We start from the raw sequence: 18,619 nt of genomic DNA on the forward strand, positions 1-18,619 counted from the left end.
TCAGGGCTTCCCGATCCAGACGTCCGTGGCGCCCCAGTTCCTGAACAAACACCAGACCGCGCAGAATCGTGCGCCGCAAATACCAGAAACGATCGACTATCACCGCCAGCTCCACCAGCAGCATTAGACCCAGAATGTACAAAACCCCGTCCGAATAATTGGCGAGGTGAATGAGATATTGCAGATTCATAAAATGATTGGCTCCATGTCGTGGTGTGCTTGAAATGGCGAGCTAATAGGAGAGACAGTGAGTAATGCGAAATTGCTGCAAGCGGATACGCAAGCTGCCCCTGATCCGAACAGCAATTTTCGGAACTTGGGCATACGACGAACAAAGAAGTTATTGTCCTGCAGTACTGCGTGTTGCATGGGCTATCCTCTATCCATTCCTCGCAGACGCTCACTGCAAGGATGCTTCGTAGAGTTCTATACCTTTAGTGGCAAACACGATAACAGGGGAATGTGACAGTAATACGACAGTTTGATGACAAATTTCTTTCAAATCGTTTTTTTTTCATATTTTCTAGAATTTCTCATAAAACCATATGGTTAACATTGATATAAATATTTTTATGGCCTTATATTGTTATATGGTGGTTCGCTGGTGTCGCACGATGGAAAATGAATGTTCCCTTCCCGGGCGAAATCACGATATGATAAGGCATTCCTGTTGTGGAGGTGCTTCGTGTTGCGTTGGATGACGAACAGCACTACCGGGTTTGTCGTACTGCTGATCATCGCTTTTATCGTGCTGCTGGGCGTGTATTTGCTACCGACTCTGTTGGCATGGTTGATGGCTTGTCCGCAACGTATCAAGATCATGCTGCTCAATGTATTTTTGGGCTGGACCATACTGGCCTGGATTGCAGCGCTGACCTGGGCACTGGCCACCGCGCAGGATGAAAGTTTTGATGATGAAGTGCCGGAAAGGCAGGAGCCCTGGCTGCGCTAGTCACCGCTGGCAATTACAAACATAAAATGCATGGAATGCCGTTTTTTTGTTTCATTGTGGTTCAATACGGGTAATTTGATAAAGGCTGCTTCGCCCCAAGGTCTTACAGACGCTGCAGACCGTGTGTATCTGCAGCGCTGCTGAATTGCTGCCGACTGGTTAACAAGAGCGTAGTTGATAATAAGGAATTTTTTGATGAGTGATTCATCCCCATCAACCGATCAGCAGGATTTTCCGTTGATCATTTTTACGGTAGGTACGGCGGCTTCGGGCAAAAGCTCCTGGGCAGAAGCCATGCGTGCTCGCCATCCTTCCTTGCGGATCTGCATCCTCGAAAGGGACATGATTCGGGTAGAACTGTTTGAGGCCGAAGCCGACAAGCCATTTTCCTGGACGGACTGGAATCAGGCCTGGGAAAACAAGGTGCAGTGGTTATGGGAACAACGTGTGCAGGAGTTGGCGAAACAGTGTGATGCCTTGATTCTGGCCGATACCCATCTGGACACCGGAGAATTACGAAAAAAAGCGACCTGGCTGCGCGAGTTGGGCGCCAGCGAATTTACCCTGCAATATTTTCCGGCCCTGCCGTTGACCGATTTATTGCGTCGCGATCAGGGCAGAAGCCACCCCGTGGGAGGCGAAGCCCTGCGCGAACATCTTAAAAAAATAGGCGCGGAAGAACAGTACTGGGCGGCCATAGAAGGAGTTTGAGTGGCGACCTATACTTTCTGCTCGGGTTCCAGCGCGCAAGGATAGGCCTCGTCCCCGGTTTCCACCTGAAGGGTGGGATGGACTATGGCGAACTGTTCCCGCAGTGCTGTCGCGACATCTGTCAGGAAAGCATCGCCAGGATAACCCCGGGGCATGACGAGATGGGCTGTAAGCGCCGTTTCAGTGGTGCTCATGGCCCAGATGTGCAGATCATGGACGGCAGTGACTTCTGGCAGGTCGCGCAGGTACTGACGCACCGCATCTGTATTGATGTTGTCCGGGACCCCATGCAGAACCAACCGGGCGGCCTCTTTCAGCAAGGACCAGGTGGCCAGGATGATGAGCGCGCTGATGACCAGGCTCACCCCTGAATCCAGCCAGTACCAATGCAGATACAGCATGAAGATGCCGGCGAGCACGACACCCAAAGAGATCAGCGCATCTCCGGCCATGTGCAAAAAGGCCGCCTTGATATTGAGGTCGCCCTTGCGGCCCGACATGAAGAGCAGGGCAGTGGCGGAGTTGATGATTACGCCCAGAGCAGCGATAACAATGACCACACGGCTGTCCACAGGGCTCGGTTGGAGCAGACGCTCAATGGCTTCCCAGGCAATTCCCCCGGTGACCACCAGCAAAAACAGGGAATTGGCAAGCGCTGCCAGGATCGAGCTGCTGCGCAAGCCATAGGTGTAACGCTGAGATGGCGGGCGAGTCGCTAGGGCGCTGGCACCCCAGGCCATGACCAGGCCCAGCACATCACTGAGGTTGTGCCCGGCGTCAGCAAGCAAAGCCAGAGAATGACCAATGACGCCAAAAAACGCTTCGGCGATGACAAAAAAAACATTGAGGAAAATACCGATGGCGAAAGCCCGACCAAAATTTTTGGGAGCGTGGTGATGCCCATGATGATGTCCCTGGTGGGCATGACTATGGTCATGATCGTGGTCATGGTGCCTGATTGTCGGATGATGATGCAGATGTTCTGTCGGGGATTGTGCTTCGCTCAAGGACTATTCTTCTCTGAATGGATCGATCTGAATGAATCAACATGCTTCACAAGCTTAGGGAAAAAGCTTAGGCTGGGCAATAACCAACTGTGTTGGAGGTTAGTGTTGATTTCAAGTCTGTTTGTAAAAGTTCTGTGTGCCGGTTTATTGCTATTGCCTGCGACGGCCATGGCCGCCAGTGTGGCTCCCTCGGTGGCTTCTGCTCCTACTGCCAGTGTAACTCCCCAGGTTTTGGCCAAGTGGATGGCCGGTGCGCAAAATGGTTACGGGCCGGATCAATATCGCTTGGGTCTTGCCTATGCTGCAGGCGATGGCGTCCCCCAAAACTTTCAAGAGGCGGCCCATTGGTGGCGAAAGGGCGCTTATAACATTAATCCCCAGGCTGAACTGATGCTGGGTGAGGCTTATGCCCACGGGTGGGGCGTACCCCGCGATATCGATAAGGCGATTCACTGGTGGAAGGCCGCTGCCCGTTTCGGTCCGCCGGAAGTCGCCCAACGCGCCCAACTTTTGCTCGATTCTTCTGTATAATCTGTTCATTTCAAGGAATTTATGGGTTTTTTCAATAAACAGCGGGTGATGACGGCTGTGTTGTCATCTTTTTTGGGTTTTCCTGTGGTGACCATGGCGGATGTACCGGATGTCAATCCTGTCGCCATTGGCCAGAACGCGTTCACTAAAAAGCCGGAGTGGTCGGGCAGTGTGGGCCTGGGATTCAGTAATAGCACCGGAACCAGTCAGGCCTTGAATCTGAATACGGATGACAACCTGCTCTGGCACCGTGGGCCTTGGGCGAATCAGAGCAAACTCCTCTATAATTATGCCACCTCTCAGGGAGAGGTGAGTGCAGACCGCCTCGATGTCAGTAATCAGACCCGCTATGATTTTGCCCTCAATCAGTATCTTTTTGGGAATCTCAATTATCACCGCAATCATTTTGATGGCTATTATTTTCGGGCAGATGAAACTCTGGGTTATGGGCATTTTTTTGTGCTGAACCGGGTTTCGCATTTGCGCCTAGAAGCCGGTGCCGGTGTGCGCCAGTCCCATCCCATTGGCGGCAATTACAGTAACCATCCCATTGCCCGCCTTTACGGAAAATATCTCTGGCAGTTCAGTCCCCACGCCCATTTGTCGGAAGCGGTGGATGCCATTCTGGCGGATAATGGCGCGAATACCTATAACTCGATTTTGGCCCTGACCAGCCCTTTATATGGGCCATTAAATCTGCGCCTAGCTTTTATAGCTACCTATAACACGAAGGTGCAACCGGGTTACAAGCCATTGAATACGCTGACTACCATTAATCTGGCCTATGAATTTTAGGCGCTGAAACGCGTAAATTCATCCTGGAACTGTTGTAGGTAGGGGGCATAGCGTTCCACCGCTACGGTTTCCGGATAAAAAATCTGCCCTGACAGAATATCGGCCTGTTCCAGGGCAGCTACGCCCCCCATATCAGCGCTGGCGGCCAGTAGCGCCACCCCTCGGGCCGGATCGGCGTCAGGGAGAGTCTCCACTGGACGCTTGAGTATATGGGCACGCATCTGCATCCACGCCTGGTTGCGTGTACCTCCGCCGACACTGCGGATGGGTCCGCAGATTTTTCCGCCTGCAGTTTCCATAAGGTCATAGGACCAGGCTTCTATATAACTCAATCCCTCCAAAAGGGCCTGAAAATTGCGGGCATTGGGCTCGGCCGGGAGATTACTGCCCGGCCAGCCCGGCGCTCGAATCGGAAAGCGTTCGCCACTGGTGATGCCACTGGTGATGAGAGGATAAAGCAATTGGCCCGTTGCTTCGGCGGGGCGGAGAGCCGCTTCCAGTGCAGCCATTTGCGCCGGCTGGAAAACCCGTAACAGCGCTCCGGCACCAGCATTGGAGGCTGCCCCAGGCAGGCAGAAATCGCCCAGATAATGACTGTACAAGCCCCGGGTGTTCAGTGGAGTGGGATGAACGAACTTGAATGCTAACGAAGAGCCCAGGCTGGTCAGGGCCTTTCCGGGAGAGTTCAAGCCCGCTGCCAGCGCAGCGGCAACACTGTCGGTACAACCGGCACGGACTTCCACCGGAGTCGTCATTCCCAGCCGTTCCGCCCATTGTGGCTGAACCAAACCAAGGGTGCTGCCTTCCACTACGGCGTGAGGCAGAATGGCCGGATCAATGTCTAATGTTTCCAGGATGCGCAGTAATGCTGCAGGATAAGTTCTGGTTTGCGGATCAAGACCGATTTTCAGCAGGTTGCCCCGGTCGGCAATGCCACCCTTTCCGGTCAGTTGCGCCGCTACCCAATCGGCCTGATGTTGCACAAAGCGGGTTTGCTGGAAGTCGGCATGATGATGGCGTAACCATAAGAGTTTACTCAGAGAACTGGAGGGTGAAAGGCAGACGCCACCTGCGGGCCATTGTTGCTGGAGCCAGTCGGCCTCTGCCACGGCACGTTGATCGGAATAAGCCAGTGCCGGTCCTAAAGCCTGACTGTTCTCATTGCAGATCAACAATGTACCTGAGGTACCATCCAGACTCATGGCGCGTAAGGCGGCCCAGCCCCGGGAATGGGCCCGACGCAACTGTCGGGTCAGTTGCTCCAGTCCCGACAACCAGGTCTGGCTGTCCGTGAAGTTTTCAGGTGGATGACCGGGATAGGGCAGGGCGATACTGGCCAGTTGATGCAGGTGGTCATCGAGGAGTACACCGCGCAGGCCGGATGTACCGAGATCCACCCCCAGGTAGGTAGGCATCTGTAATGGTTTCAGTAACCGGGTTGCTGACGGGTCCAGTGGATGGTTGGTAACTGGGACAGGATTTCGGGGTTTTCCCAGCCCTTCTGGCGATGCTCGATGAGCAGGTCGGTACTGATGCCGCCGCGCACATACCAGCGTCCCAGCAGGCGCAAATAACGCGGCTGGATGAGCTGAATGATGTCGTCGGCAATCCGGTTGCTCATGGCTTCATGAAAAGCGCCTTCGTCGCGGAAACTCCAGAGATACAGCTTCAGGGATTTCAGTTCGACATTATACTCGCCGGGAATGAAATCCAGCAGGAAATGGGCAAAATCCGGTTGCCCGGTGAGGGGGCAGAGACAGGTGAACTCCGGCATATCCATGTGGACGACGTAATCTCTTTCCGGATGCGGGTTGGGAAAGCGTTCCAGAGCTTTGCTGGGTTGACTGGGCATGGCTTAATCCTCATCATCAAAGTTTCGACAGCTCGGTATATTACCTCAAAAAAGACCGTTCATGCGCCTCTCGGCCATTATTCTGCAAGGCTTCAAGTCTTTCCGCGAAAATACCCGTATCCAGATCAGCGCCAATCCGGTGGTGATCGTCGGGCCCAATGGTTGTGGCAAGTCCAACACCGTAGATGCCCTGCGCTGGGTGCTGGGCGAATCCTCCGCCCGGCAGTTGCGTGGTGGCACCCTGAGTGATGTCATCTCCAATGGTGGCGGCAGTCGTCCGGCGGCCTCCCTGGCCAGTGTGGAATTGCGCTTTGATAATAGTGACGGCAGTGCCCCGGGCGCCTTTGCCGAGGTGGCTGAAATCAGCGTCAAACGCAGTCTCGACCGCAAGGGCGACGGTCATTACCGGATCAACGGCGCGCGCTGCCGGCGTCGCGATGTGGGCGATCTGTTTCTGGGCACGGGTTTGGGCAGCAGCGCCTATGCCATTGTCGAGCAGGGGACCATTGGCCGCATCATCGAAGCCCGCCCCGATGATCTGCGCGCCATGCTCGAAGAGGCGGGTGGGATCAGTCGCTATAAGGAAAGACGCCGGGAAACGGCGCAACGCATGGCGGAAACCCGGGAGCATCTGCAACGTCTGCGCGATATTCATGGTGAAATGGACGGGCGCTGGCAACGCCTGCAACAACAGGCAGAAGCGGCGCGAAAACTCCGCGCCCTGCGGGTGGAAGAACGCCAATGGCAATGGTGGACTGTGGCCGCACGCGTGCAGGAATTGGAAAGTGAAGCCCAGGGCTTGATTCTGCGCCGCGATGCTGCGCTGGGCCAGCAGCTAAGCCTGGATGAACACCGCCTGCAGGTGGAGCAGCAACTGGTGAATTTGCGCGAAGCGGCGCGCAGTGCCCAGGAAAAGTTGAGCGCTGCCCAGGCGGATTTGTACACCGTGCAGGCTGAACTCAGTGAAGCCGAACACCAGTTCAAAGAAAGCAAAGGGCATATTCAAAGAGCGCAGACCGAGTTAACACAACTGGATCAGCAACAGCAAAAAATCCAGCAGGAAAGGCAACGCCAACAGGATAGCGAAACCCGGCGGCAGGAGCAGTTGCAGGCATTGCTGGAGCGTCAGGAGAGTTTGTCCCAGGAAGAAGAACAGACCCGCAAGGCGCGACAGGCAGCGGAGCGTCAGGCGGAAGAGCAGGAACAGTTGCGCCAGCAGGCGCAGCAAAATGTGGCAGATGTACGCCGGAAAAAAGAAGTCCTGCTGGCGCAACTCCGTGAACTAGAACCGCAAGTAGAGGGTCTGGAGCAGCGCCTGAGCCGTCTTGCCCAGAGTATTCCCTCGGAACGCCCGGCCCTGGAAGCTGCTGATTTGCGGGTACAACAACTCGATCAGGCCCTGAATACTGTCCACGAGCGTCTGACGGCTTTGCGCAAGACAGCAGAGCAACAGCAGGAACGGCAAGAACAGTTACGTGAACCCCGCGAACATGCCCAAAGTGCGGTTCAGGAATACCGCGCCCGGCAGAAGGCACTCAGCAGTCTGCTGCAACGCCTGCAAAAATCCCGTCCTGAGATGCGTGCTGGCCAAACAGCTTTGATGGACTGCCTGCAGGTGCAAAAGGGTTGGGAAGCCGCCATTGAACGGGTGCTGGAGGCTCGCCTGTTTGCGCGGGTGCAAGCTGAGGGAGATGCTCCGGAGCCGACTGCAACAACGCTGTGGGAATCTTCCACAACCCCCGTTCCGGTTGCCGCCGATGCCCTACTGAAAATGCTGGAGATTCCCGATGCGCTGCAGACCGGGGTACAAGATTGGCTGCGCGGCTTGCGTACTGCGCCCGATTTGCCGACAGCCCTTGCCCGGCGGCGGCAGTTGCAGACCGGAGAAGCCTGGATTACCCCCCAGGGGGTCATCGTGTATCCCTTGGCCGTGGTTTTTCCTGAACAGGAAGATGCGGCCAGCCTGCTGCAATGTCGTCGCGAGCTGGAAGAAAATGAACAACAGCTGGCTGCTGCCGAAATCCAGGCGTTGGCTACACAAGCGGCCCTGAACGAAGTCGAAACAGCGCTTCGCAATGTTCAGCAGTCCTTGCGGGAAAGTGAACAGGAAGCGCAGAATGCCGCACGGGAAATGGCGCAAGAACGGGAAATGCTGGTGCGTTTGCGCAGTCGCGTCGAAACGGAAGAACGGCAACGGAGCGAGCGTCAGGCCGAAGAGCAGCGACTGCAAGCAGAAAAAGCCGACATTTTGGCGCGCCTGAGTCAGTTGCGCCAATCCCTGACCACTGAAGAATCACACTGGAGCCAAGAGGAGCAGGCCCTGCGCGCCATCCTGCAAGCGGCGGAAGTGGACAAGCGCCGCGTGCAGGAATTGCGCACGGCCTTTGGGCGGTTGCGGGAGCAACGTCAGCAACAGGCCTTGCAGATTCAAAAATTGCAAACCGAATCCGTGGCCGCGCAGCAACGTCGGGATGATCTGCAGCAACAGGAACAACATCTTGCGCTGTCCAGATCCAGCAAGCAGCAGGATTTGGAACGACTACAGCAACAACTGCCGGGTTTGCAGGCCAATCAGACGCGTATTCAGGCGCGTCGGGAGGCCCAGCAGGCGGCTGTGCAAGATCAGCAGAATTCTGCCCAGACATTGGATCAACAGATTCGCGCACTGGAGCAGCAACGCCATCCCCTGGAAACCCAACTGCGCGATCTCCAAAAAAATCTGGCGTTGACCGAACAGGAAATAGCGGCAGTGCAGGTGCGTCTGGAAGAAAATGCTCTCCGCGCCGCAGAACTGGCGCAGCAGCTCGGCGAAAATCCCGGCCCCTGCCCCGACCCCGGTGCATTGCCGGACCAACAGGAGCGCATTGCCCGCGCCATTCAGCGTCTGGGTAATGTCAATCTGGCGGCCGAAGAAGAACTGCAGGAACTGGAAGAGCGCCGGGGCAATTTATTGGCCCAGATGGAGGATGTGGAAAGCGCTCTCAACAGCCTAGAAGAAGCCATGGCGGCCATGGATCAGGAAACCATCAGCCGCTTTGCTGATACCCTGCAACAGGTCAATCAGGAATTGCAGGTTCTCTTTGCCATTCTTTTTGGTGGCGGTCAGGCAGCCCTCAGTCTGCTGGGAGACGATTTGCTGGATGCGGGCCTGGTGTTGCGCGCGCAACCCCCCGGAAAACGTAATGCGAGCCTGCAGCAATTATCGGGCGGCGAGAAAGCTTTGACCGCCATCGCCCTGGTATTTGCCCTGTTTCGCCTGAATCCCGCGCCTTTCTGTGTACTCGATGAAGTGGACGCTCCCCTGGACGATGCCAATGTCGGCCGTTTCTGCCATCTGGTTCAGGAAATGGCGGCGCAAACCCAGTTTTTGATCGTGACCCACCGTAATTTGACCATGCAGGTCGGGGAACAACTCATCGGTGTAACCATGACCGAGCCCGGCATTTCCCGCATTGTTCCCGTCAGCGTAGCCGCGACCCTGGCCGCAGCTGCCGAAACTACGCAATGACGATCTTGTGTCAGGCTATATACCGCCGATAAAATCGGTTTGGAGCTAGTTTATATCAGCTAATAAAGCACTACTGGCTATGATCATGCTGGCATACATCCAGATAATAAAAGCTATCATGATGGCGACGAAAATGACCACAAAAAATACGCCAATAATAATTTTACCAACAAGTATGAATCCTAAGTATTTAAATATAAATACTAATAAAGCAGCGAGCAACCCCAGAATAATGCTGATGCCCAACAAAATTATCAAAAGCAGGGCTGACAAAACCAGCGGAAATAACAACCATTTCCATTTTTTTCCATAAATCTGCAAACTGAGAGTGACGGCCTTTTTTATTTCTACGCCATAGGCCGAATAGAGCATGAGTATATAACTGGCTAATATCCCTAAAAAGAACAAAATAAATAAGATCATGCCAACCTGGGGATGCATAAACCAATCATTCGGTAATTTTTGACCGGGCGTGACCGTGGGCAAACCCATATTCAGAATGCTGGCAATAATAGAATATACGATGGCAATTAACCAGGCCTCTTGCTGTCGGAACGCCCAAAATAAATTACCTGTGTTCCAGTGGTTGTTAGTAATCGTTTTGGCAATAATGTAGAACAATCCCATATCGAGCAGGGTAGTCCATAAGTTTAACGGGAATCGCCATAAATCAATATATGCAGGGAGAATGCGGTTGAGTAATAAATCTATGGCAAAGCCAATCCCTAAAAGTATCATCAGGAGTATCAGGGTTCCAGCCAGAGAATAATATTTTTGCTTTAAAAGGTGAAATCCTCCAGTAATAGCGCTGGCATAAGTCGGGTTGTGCGGTGACATTGTGTTAAACTCATTCATAAAATCATCCTGTAGAGCGAATAAAGTAAACCTTCACTGCCAGAGCAGCAATAAAAATCCACTGCTGTTCCAGAGCATGTGCAACAGTATTCCCGGCCAGAGGGAACGATAACGGATGCGCAGAAAAATCAATGCCGCCGCCAATAAGGCAATAATAATCAGAGCGGGTGGATAGTGAAACTGCTCGATTTTGCTGGGGATATGGGCGAGGATAAATAACAGGCTCACAAAAATTGCGGACCAGGTGACTGAAAAGCGACGGCGCAGGCCGGCATAAATGGCCCCCCGAAAAATGATTTCTTCGGCAAAGGGAGCAATCACGATCAATAGCAATAAAACCACATAGTGGGTGAAGCCGGAACCTTTCAGTCCTTCGAAAAGACCCAAAGAACGAGGATTCAGGTGATCGGGAGGCGGAAAAGCCTGAAAAAGCAGATGCGCGATCAGCCCGAGACCCAGAGCCAGCAAAATGGCCAGCCCATAGCCGGAGGGACGAGATGGTGCGCACCAGGCCAAACCATTGTTTTTGGCGCTGAGCCAGGCGGCTTTAGGAAAGGTGCGCAACAGAAAAACCAATACCGCCAGCGCAGATAGGCTATAACCGAGAATGCCAAGCCAAATGCGCAATGGGCTACCGATGGTATGGAAGGCTTTTTGCTCGACCAGATGGGGTATTTTTTCGTGGAGAGCGGCGTAATGGATGCCTAATTGTATGCCGAGTACAAAGTCTCGCGCCATGATGATGATAACGGCAATAATGGCCTGGCCCAGGAAAAATGCGAGAAACAGTAATAAGGCGGACCAGGGTCCCCAGCGCAAATAGAGGGATTTGTGCGGAATGTGGCTGTTCCCCGCCATGGTTGCTGATTGCTGGATGCCTTGTAAAAGCGGAACGTTTTTGCCCGTATAGTGCGTGAGATTCCAGTCACTATGTTGCAATTTGCGGCACGCCAGAAAGGCAGCAATGCTCGCACTGAGTAGCGCCAGAAGCAATAACACGCTTGTTCCACGGAGATGAAAGGGCACATGAATAAGATGACGATAAAACCAGTAGTGTCCTGTACGCGCGACCAGAAAAGCATCGAGCATAAAAGAGAGGATCATGATGAGTTGCTGCCAGATTCCCGTAATTCCCAGCCCGATGGCGCCCATGGGTGCCCAGGCCATAACCAGCATGCCGCAATATAAGGTCCACAAAATCATGATGATTTGCAGGGCAGGATAGCCTAGATAAATGAGTATCAAAGCAGGCCAGAACAGCAGTGCCAGAGCCAGCAAGCTGGTATGAGCGGCATGGCTTTTCAGGATTTGCGTGCTGGCCTGCCCGTGGTTACCACCAAAACGGCCCGTCAGCATCAGATATTGCCAGTCAAATACCCGCAGTGGCCAGGCCCCCCAGGTCATAACTGGAATCAGAAAAAGTACCGGAAAAAATGGTAACAGGGCGGATAGATGCACTGCACCCAAGCGCAGATATTCCAGCCCAAGAATGAGCAGTGGTGCCAGGGGTTGGATCAACAGAACTGCCGGAATCCCTAGAGGGCGTCGCGCTGTATCAAGGATTGGGCTGTGCCAGGAGCCGGGCATCCAGCGCCAGAAATTTGCCCAGACTATCCCACGGAGGCGAAATTCCCTGGGAAAATGTAAGAGGGCTCTCCCGTATTCCTGCCACTCCTGCGGGGTTTTTCTCATCAAAAGCGCGATGAGCAGCAGCAGGACTGTCCCCAGCGTCCAATCCAGAAAAGCCGGTATGGCCAGAAATGCCTTTCTGGCAGGGGCAAAATACAGCACCGGATAGATGGTCAACAGGGGAAAAATCTGCCAGGGTTTGCGATCTTGTCTGCGATAGCCCCCAAGGCTCAACAACAGGGCAAATATCGCGGCCCAGAAAACAATATAGGTACTGAACAGGTAAGCGCCGGGCGCAAGGATGGGAATCTGCAGCACTTCCACCCCAAAAAGGATCATGATGGTCAGCAGCAGGGCAAAAAACAGGTTTCTGGATTGTCGGCGAAAGTCGGGGAGCAGACGTAACAGGTCTTCGGAAATCAGGCGCCAGTAGTGCAGCAAAAAACCCGATGCGATGAAAAATAAGGACAAGGCTAATATCGAAAAAAAAGCGTTTAAAGCGTGTGGATGTTCCGCTTTAAGCGCAAAAATACCCGCTGAACCCGCCAAAAAAAAGCCAACTCCTGCAAAGAGGTTCAGGTTATTCTGGAACAGCAGACGCGGATGCAGGCAGCGCCAGATGCCGCTCATGACAACTCCCGGGTCAGTTCCAGAAAGCGGGCTTCGGTTTCCCCGGGCTGTAAGGTCTGACGGGGCCAGTCTGCCAGCATCCGGCCATGATGCAGTACCAAAAACCGTGAGCAGATGCGTTCCAGATCGGACACAATGTGGGAGGACAGTAATACGGCTGCTTCCCGCTCCTGCACATGCTCATGGAGCAGACTGAGAAAATCCTGACGGGCCTGTGGGTCCAGTTGGGAAACCGGTTCATCGAGCAGCAGCACCCGGGGACGGTGGCGCATGGCCAACACAATGGCCAGGCGTTGCCGTTGTCCCCCGGAAAGTTCCTGGACCTTTTTCGCGGGATCCAGATCTGCCCAGTCTTCCAGTTTTTTCCAGTGTCGATCTGCCGCAGGGTAGAAACCGGCAATCAGTTCGAGAAGCTGGTGTACCCGCAACCAGGAAAATCCCGAAAATTCCTGGGGAACGTAGCCAGTTTGAATGCGCCTTTGAACATCCAGTTGGGCAACATTTTGCCCCAATATTTGGATGTCCCCGTGATTGGGCAGAACAAGGCCAGTCAGGCAGGTGAGGAGGGTGCTCTTACCCGCCCCATTGGGCCCCAGTAATGCCACGATTTGGGCAGCCGGTAATTCCAGACTGACATTCTGGAGGATGACGGTCTGTCCGTAGCTTTTACTGATATCCCTGCACAGTAATAAGGGACAGTCCTGTGCAGGGTTCTCCAGGTTCGACATTGCGGCTCCTGAACCGGTTTTTACCGGTTATGATCCTCTTTGTCATTTAAGTTATCACAGAAATATGACAGTTTCATGAACTTCCGGCACCCATATCAATGGGTTACAAAAGAGTCGATCAGGAACGCATTTTTCGCATGGAGATCACGCGTCATATAGAGAAAGAATAGGCCAGCCTTGGGCCTCCGCATGGGCTTGCAAGCGCTGGTCAGGATTCACCGCCACAGGATGCTCAACGGTTTCCAGTAGTGGCAGATCATTATACGAGTCGCTGTAAAAGGTGCTGCCCTGCAGACTTTGCTGCCAGTCGTGACCTTGTTCCTGCAACCAGTGGCGGAGACGTTCGATTTTGCCTGCTTGAAAACAGGGCGTGCCGACAGTTTTTCCGGTAAAGTCGCCGGCCGCATTTTCTTCAATTTCGGTCGCCAGTAAATGCTTAATACCGAATTCTTCCGCAATGGGCGCTGTGACAAAACGATTGGTCGCAGTAATGATGACCAGCTGATCGCCTTGTTGGCGATGATCTTCCACCAGTGCCCGGGCTCGGTTGGAAATCATGGGTAAAACCCGTTCCTGAAGATATTCCCGGTGCCAGGCATCCAGTTGGGCGCGGGGATGAGCAGTCAGTGGCGTCAATTGAAAATCCAGAAAAGCCCGAATATCCAGTTGGCCCGCCACATAATCTGCATAAAACTGATCATTACGCCGGTTGAATTGTTCGGCATCGACAATGCCGCGACTTCCCAGAAATTCCATCCAGGCGTGGTCGGAATCGCCCGTCAGCAGGGTGTTATCCAGGTCAAAGAGGGTCAGCGCCATTTTTTCTCCGTCAGATTAGGGGTGTCGGCATGGATTATACCAGAAAGGGCAATTGGGATATGCTCGCCACAGCATTCACGATGGGCAATTTGAAGGAGTTTACGGTGGCATTGGCGCATGAAAAAGATCGGGAACGGATGATGCATTTACGGGCGCAATTGACAGATGCCAATGCCGCTTATTATCAGAAAGATGCCCCCACTCTCAGTGACGCTGAATATGACAATCTTCTGCGGGAATTGCAGCAACTCGAAGCGCAGTATCCGCAATGGCAAAGCCCTGATTCCCCCACCCAACGGGTAGGCGCTGCTCCACTCAGTCAGTTTGCCGAGATCCATTATCAGGTGCCCATGACCTCTCTGGATAATGTGTTTGATGCGGCGGGTTTTGCCGACTGGTTGGCGCGGGTACACAAGGGTTTGGGACAGGAGCAGGTCAGTTTGAGTGCTGAACCCAAATTTGACGGTCTTTCGGTCAATATCCGCTATGAACACGGACAACTGCAGCAGGCGGGAACCCGTGGGGATGGGCAGACCGGCGAAGATGTCACCGCTAATGTCCGGAGTATTCGTAATGTCCCTTTACAGCTGCAAGGGAATAACTGGCCGGATATTCTGGAGGTGCGGGGGGAGGTGGTCATTCCGGTGGCGGCCTTTGCGCGCTTGAATGCCGAACGGCTGCGTCAGAAGGAAAACCCGTTTGCCAATCCGCGTAATGCAGCGGCAGGAAGTTTACGGCAACTGGACTCGCGGATCAGCGCCCAAAGACCCTTGGCTTTTTTCCCCTGGGGCTGGGGAGAAGTTCATGCGCCGTTGGCGCCCACGCATCTTGAAGTAATGTCTAAACTGTCGGAATGGGGATTTGAAGTGACTCCTTACCTGAAGAAGGTGGGCGATCTATCTGAATGCGCAAAATATTATCAGGAAATGCAGAATCTGCGTGAACAAATGCCCTTTGAAATTGACGGGTTGGTGTTCAAGGTCAACGGCCTGGAAGAGCGGGAGCAACTGGGTTTTACGGCGCGGGCGCCACGCTGGGCCATTGCTTATAAGTTCCCGGCCCATGAAGAAAAGACTGTGGTTGAAGATATTCTCGCTTCCGTGGGCCGGACCGGGGTCATCACCCCGGTGGCTCAGTTGCGCCCGGTGCAAGTAGGTGGGGTGATGGTCAGTCGCGCCAGTCTGCATAATCAGGATGAGGTGGAACGCAAGGATATCCGGGTCGGTGATACGGTCCTGGTGCGTCGGGCGGGCGATGTGATTCCCGAAGTGGTCATGGTGATACTCGACGCCAGACCTGAGCATACCCAACCCTGGCAGATGCCTGCGCGCTGCCCGGTGTGCGGCTCGGAAGTGCTGCGCCTCAGCCACGAGGCCGCCCATCGCTGTATGGGGGGTATTTATTGTCCAGCCCAGCGGATGGGAGCCATCAGCCACTTTGCTTCGCGCAAGGCCATGGATATCCGGGGCTTGGGTGAAAAGTTGATTAGCCAGCTGGTAGAACGAGAGATTATCAAAACCGTCGCCGATATTTACCGGCTCGATGAGACCGTTCTCTGTGATCTGGAACGCATGGCGCAGAAATCGGCCCAGAATCTGCTCGCTGAAATCGCCGCTTCCCGTGACACGCAGCTTTGGCGCTTTTTGTATGCCCTGGGTATCCGTCAGGTCGGAGAAACCACGGCTAAAGCCCTGGCTACCCATTTCGGGGATCTGGACCCGTTGATGGCCGCTGACATGGAACAGCTCCAGCATATTCCCGATGTGGGGCCGATCGTTGCCGAAGCGGTGCTGCATTTTTTTGCCCAGCCCCATAACCAGGAAGTAATTGCCGCCCTGCGCGCCGCCGGTCTGCACTGGGAGAAAGTAACGCCCAAAAGTGTCGGTCATTTGCTCGGACGTATTTTTGTCTTGAGCGGAACGCTTCCCCATTTAACCCGGGAAGAGGCCAAATCTCGCATTGAAGCCGCTGGCGGCAAGGTGAGTAGTTCAGTATCCGCCAAAACCGATTATCTGGTACTGGGTGCCGAAGCGGGTAGTAAAGCGGAAAAAGCCGCAAAACTGGGGATCAAAACGCTGGATGAAGGGCAATTGCTCGAGCTTCTGGGGATGGAATGACGGACTAACATTAAAGCTGGCTTGAAACTTAGGAGCGTGGCGGCGGTCACAATTATCCTGCTTAACAGGAGGAAAACATGCCGCTTATCCATAATCGTCCATCCATGCTGAAATCCTTATGGTTGCTGTTTCCGGCCAGCCTGCTTCTGGCTGGCTGTGCCCAGGAAGTCTCACCCGGTCCGGTGGCCCGGGTGCAAGCCCCCACCCCTATGGCGCCTCTGCCTACCCGGAGTTATCAGGCACCCAAAGTGGAAAGCAAAAACATCAATGGACCATTAGGCGGGAGCAACCGCTATTTATCCGATGCAGAACTGGCTGCCTTGCCCACTCATCTGCGCGTCCATTTTGCGACCAACAGCAGTCAGGTCAATGGGCATGGTCGTCATATTGCCCTGGATAATGCCCGCTTTCTGCTGAAATTTCCCCATGTGGATGTGCGTCTGGAAGGTAACTGCGACCAGCGCGGTACCCAGGAATACAATCTGGCGCTGGGTAACCGCCGTGCAGAAGCCGTCGCCCGTCTTCTGGAAGCGGATGGCGTATCTGCCCGCAGAATCCAGATGGTTTCTTTTGGCAAGGATAATCTTTTGTGTTATGCCAATGACCCGCAATGCTGGCAGCGCAACCGGCGCGTGGATTTTGTTTATCACGCCGTATTAGGTTGAGTGCGTTATCCGACTGATGCGCAGCAAGGTCAGGTTTTCATGGTTATATAACTCGTAGCTGACATAAATGGTCTGCACAGTGAGATTATCCGGCAAGAGCCGACGTATGCCCGGAACCTCCCGACTGGGCAGGACCAGATACAAAGGAGCGGGATTATTGCGGAGAATGGTCAGCAATTCGCCGATTTGTTTGGGGCGATGCAGGATCATGTTGCCGCGTCCGGCATAAAACAGGAAATTGGGCTGAAACCAGTGCCAGGCGGCAATACTATAGGGCTTTCCATCTTGATATTGGCGGATTTTTTCGCCCATAAACGCTGAAGGTTTGAGTATATTCAGGGCAGGTTCGGTATAGGTCATGAGACAGAAGGTGAGGGCCGCAGCGCCGATGGTGAGGGTGCTGAGCCAGCGCCTGATTTGTCCTTTCCAGACCCAGAGCATGGCTATCAGGGCGGACAGGGCGTAGGGCAGCCCCAGATAATACAAAGAACCCAGGGGCGGGATTTTGACCGGAACGATGAAGGTACCGGCAATCACCAGAGTCATTCCCACCAGGAAGAGTGCGAGCAAAGATCCATACAGGCCCGAACGCTGCAGCGGTTTTTCCCCGGTGAGTGCTTGATGGAGGCGGACGCCCAGAAACATGAACAGGGACGGATAAGCCTCCCAGACATAATTGGGCAACTTGGTGGCGGAAATGCTGAAAAAAATCACCCAGACCAACAACCAACTGAGCAGAAAATTATCTACGGGATGGTCTTGAATGAGTTGCCGACGTTTCTGCCACAGGGGTAACAACGCCTGGGGCAGAAAAATGGACCAGGGTAGCAGGGCGAGGGGAATGGTGATCAGGTAGTAAAAGAATGGACCGCGATGTCCCTGCATTTCCGCATTATAGCGGCTGATATTGGCGCGCAGCAGAAAACCCAGGTCCCAGCGCCAATGGGTTTCCACCCCCACGGCCACGTACCAGGGCAGGGAGAGAAGCAAAAACAGGGGCAAACCCCACTGCAGGCGGCCTTCTTTCCACAAATAGGGGAGGTTCCCGCGCAGCAACAAAAAGACGACGATAATCAATCCAGGGATCAGAAAGCCGATGGGCCCCTCATCCAGCGTGGCCAGGGCCATGGCCGCATAGCTGAGCAATATACTGATCGTGCGTTCATCCGGAAATTGATAGGCTCGCAAGTAACTGATCAGGCTCATACTGACAAAAAGGATCAGTAACGGGTCGGGCACCGCCGCCCTGAATATGATTTGACTGTGCAAAATGGTGGCCGCAATCAGTCCCGTCAGCAGGGCCGGTCCGGGGCCGATCAAACGCCGCGTGGACATGATCAGATACAGGATAAACAGTGCCCCCACCAGCACCGAGCCCATTCGCAGACCCCAGCTGTTCATGCCAAAAACCTCTACTCCGCCCCACATCAACCAGTAATTCAGGGCTGGTTTGGCGACCCGCAAGGTCCCGTTGAACAGTGGCACGACAAAATTATGCCGGGCAAACATTTCCTTGAGGGCCTGGGCGTTGTTGGGCTCATCAATGTCCCAAAGACTGCCGCTGCCACTGTGATAGGCAAACAGGGCCAACGCACCCAGAAAAAGCAGGCCACATAAAAAATAAAAACGTGAATTACTCAGAGGTTGCTTCAAAGCCATAAAAACAGGCGGACTCCATAAAAAGGTCGGTTTTGCCGAGGGTATCATAGCAAAAACCGGAGCGGGGTTATCCATTCTCTTCCCGATTCTTTTGCGGGCACGTTCCAACCCCTGCCATGCTGAATGCTTGCCAAGATGAAGAGAGGGAACTTTCCCAAGCC

General features: G+C 54.0%; 15 protein-coding genes and 1 pseudogene. 7 read left to right on the plus strand and 9 right to left on the minus strand.

The annotated features are described in order from the left end of the window. Positions 1-190, minus strand: a pseudogene (locus AC2VLR_RS05825) (MotA/TolQ/ExbB proton channel family protein); the annotation flags it as partial. A gap of 495 nt (positions 191-685) precedes the next feature. Here AC2VLR_RS05825 and AC2VLR_RS05830 point away from each other — a divergent pair. Further along, entirely contained in the window at positions 686-952 is a 267-nt protein-coding gene (locus AC2VLR_RS05830; protein WP_215844667.1) for a superinfection immunity protein, read from the plus strand. Between the two features lie 195 nt (positions 953-1,147). Next, positions 1,148-1,663 (plus strand): AAA family ATPase, encoded by a 516-nt coding sequence (locus AC2VLR_RS05835; protein ID WP_486881270.1) that lies wholly within the window; start codon positions 1,148-1,150, stop codon positions 1,661-1,663. Positions 1,664-1,671: 8 nt separating this feature from the next. On the opposite strand, the gene AC2VLR_RS05840 is transcribed toward AC2VLR_RS05835, so the two are convergent. Further along, entirely contained in the window at positions 1,672-2,622 is a 951-nt protein-coding gene (locus AC2VLR_RS05840; protein ID WP_486881332.1) for a cation diffusion facilitator family transporter, read from the minus strand. Positions 2,623-2,775: 153 nt separating this feature from the next. On the opposite strand from AC2VLR_RS05840, the gene AC2VLR_RS05845 reads away from it, so the two are divergent. Beyond that, the gene (locus AC2VLR_RS05845; RefSeq protein WP_486881271.1) at positions 2,776-3,201 is read left to right on the plus strand and encodes a tetratricopeptide repeat protein; all 426 of its coding nucleotides are present in this window, start codon (positions 2,776-2,778) and stop codon (positions 3,199-3,201) included. A gap of 21 nt (positions 3,202-3,222) precedes the next feature. Continuing rightward, positions 3,223-3,996 (plus strand): DUF481 domain-containing protein, encoded by a 774-nt coding sequence (locus AC2VLR_RS05850; protein WP_215844665.1) that lies wholly within the window; start codon positions 3,223-3,225, stop codon positions 3,994-3,996. Here the strand turns inward: AC2VLR_RS05850 and AC2VLR_RS05855 are convergent. Together AC2VLR_RS05855 and queF are read right to left on the minus strand one after the other, a co-directional pair. After that, entirely contained in the window at positions 3,993-5,411 is a 1,419-nt protein-coding gene (locus AC2VLR_RS05855; protein WP_486881272.1) for an FGGY-family carbohydrate kinase, read from the minus strand. The two genes, AC2VLR_RS05850 and AC2VLR_RS05855, sit on opposite strands and share 4 nt — an antisense overlap. Positions 5,412-5,422: 11 nt before the next feature. After that, positions 5,423-5,848: a preQ(1) synthase gene (queF, locus tag AC2VLR_RS05860; protein ID WP_486881273.1), complete on the minus strand. Its 426-nt coding sequence runs from the start codon at positions 5,846-5,848 to the stop codon at positions 5,423-5,425. A 61-nt stretch (positions 5,849-5,909) separates the two neighbouring features. On the opposite strand from queF, the gene smc reads away from it, so the two are divergent. Beyond that, positions 5,910-9,356 (plus strand): chromosome segregation protein SMC, encoded by a 3,447-nt coding sequence (gene smc, locus AC2VLR_RS05865; RefSeq protein WP_486881274.1) that lies wholly within the window; start codon positions 5,910-5,912, stop codon positions 9,354-9,356. Between the two features lie 45 nt (positions 9,357-9,401). On the opposite strand, the gene AC2VLR_RS05870 is transcribed toward smc, so the two are convergent. From AC2VLR_RS05870 to AC2VLR_RS05885, 4 genes are all read right to left on the minus strand, one after another. Further along, entirely contained in the window at positions 9,402-10,211 is an 810-nt protein-coding gene (locus tag AC2VLR_RS05870; protein ID WP_486881275.1) for a hypothetical protein, read from the minus strand. A gap of 33 nt (positions 10,212-10,244) precedes the next feature. Continuing rightward, positions 10,245-12,470 (minus strand): CPBP family intramembrane glutamic endopeptidase, encoded by a 2,226-nt coding sequence (locus AC2VLR_RS05875; protein WP_486881276.1) that lies wholly within the window; start codon positions 12,468-12,470, stop codon positions 10,245-10,247. Continuing rightward, positions 12,467-13,198, minus strand: coding sequence for an ABC transporter ATP-binding protein (locus AC2VLR_RS05880; RefSeq protein ID WP_486881277.1), 732 nt, complete (start codon positions 13,196-13,198; stop codon positions 12,467-12,469). Before AC2VLR_RS05880 ends, AC2VLR_RS05875 begins: the two co-directional genes overlap by 4 nt. A gap of 144 nt (positions 13,199-13,342) precedes the next feature. Beyond that, a complete protein-coding gene (locus AC2VLR_RS05885; RefSeq protein ID WP_486881278.1) occupies positions 13,343-14,017 on the minus strand; it encodes a histidinol-phosphatase in 675 nt (224 codons plus the stop codon). A gap of 80 nt (positions 14,018-14,097) precedes the next feature. Between AC2VLR_RS05885 and ligA the strand changes: the two genes are divergently transcribed. After that, a complete protein-coding gene (ligA, locus tag AC2VLR_RS05890) occupies positions 14,098-16,134 on the plus strand; it encodes an NAD-dependent DNA ligase LigA (RefSeq protein ID WP_486881333.1) in 2,037 nt (678 codons plus the stop codon). 77 nt (positions 16,135-16,211) lie between these two features. Then, a complete protein-coding gene (locus AC2VLR_RS05895) occupies positions 16,212-16,799 on the plus strand; it encodes an OmpA family protein (protein ID WP_486881279.1) in 588 nt (195 codons plus the stop codon). Here AC2VLR_RS05895 and AC2VLR_RS05900 read toward each other — a convergent pair. Then, the gene (locus AC2VLR_RS05900) at positions 16,791-18,458 is read right to left on the minus strand and encodes an ArnT family glycosyltransferase (protein ID WP_486881280.1); all 1,668 of its coding nucleotides are present in this window, start codon (positions 18,456-18,458) and stop codon (positions 16,791-16,793) included. The two genes, AC2VLR_RS05895 and AC2VLR_RS05900, sit on opposite strands and share 9 nt — an antisense overlap. Positions 18,459-18,619 lie beyond the last annotated feature (161 nt).

Source organism: Acidithiobacillus sp. TH-A117 (genome assembly GCF_057473465.1).

Excerpts from the sequence above, each read along its gene's own strand:
- AC2VLR_RS05870 (WP_486881275.1), bottom strand. The coding sequence starts at position 10,211 with ATGAATGAGTTTAACACAATGTCACCGCACAACCCGACTTATGCCAGC.
- smc (WP_486881274.1), top strand. The coding sequence starts at position 5,910 with ATGCGCCTCTCGGCCATTATTCTGCAAGGCTTCAAGTCTTTCCGCGAA.
- queF (WP_486881273.1), bottom strand. The coding sequence starts at position 5,848 with ATGCCCAGTCAACCCAGCAAAGCTCTGGAACGCTTTCCCAACCCGCAT.
- AC2VLR_RS05895 (WP_486881279.1), top strand. The coding sequence starts at position 16,212 with ATGCCGCTTATCCATAATCGTCCATCCATGCTGAAATCCTTATGGTTG.
- AC2VLR_RS05835 (WP_486881270.1), top strand. The coding sequence starts at position 1,148 with ATGAGTGATTCATCCCCATCAACCGATCAGCAGGATTTTCCGTTGATC.
- AC2VLR_RS05880 (WP_486881277.1), bottom strand. The coding sequence starts at position 13,198 with ATGTCGAACCTGGAGAACCCTGCACAGGACTGTCCCTTATTACTGTGC.
- AC2VLR_RS05900 (WP_486881280.1), bottom strand. The coding sequence starts at position 18,458 with ATGGCTTTGAAGCAACCTCTGAGTAATTCACGTTTTTATTTTTTATGT.
- AC2VLR_RS05855 (WP_486881272.1), bottom strand. The coding sequence starts at position 5,411 with ATGCCTACCTACCTGGGGGTGGATCTCGGTACATCCGGCCTGCGCGGT.
- AC2VLR_RS05885 (WP_486881278.1), bottom strand. The coding sequence starts at position 14,017 with ATGGCGCTGACCCTCTTTGACCTGGATAACACCCTGCTGACGGGCGAT.
- AC2VLR_RS05850 (WP_215844665.1), top strand. The coding sequence starts at position 3,223 with ATGGGTTTTTTCAATAAACAGCGGGTGATGACGGCTGTGTTGTCATCT.
- AC2VLR_RS05875 (WP_486881276.1), bottom strand. The coding sequence starts at position 12,470 with ATGAGCGGCATCTGGCGCTGCCTGCATCCGCGTCTGCTGTTCCAGAAT.
- ligA (WP_486881333.1), top strand. The coding sequence starts at position 14,098 with ATGGGCAATTTGAAGGAGTTTACGGTGGCATTGGCGCATGAAAAAGAT.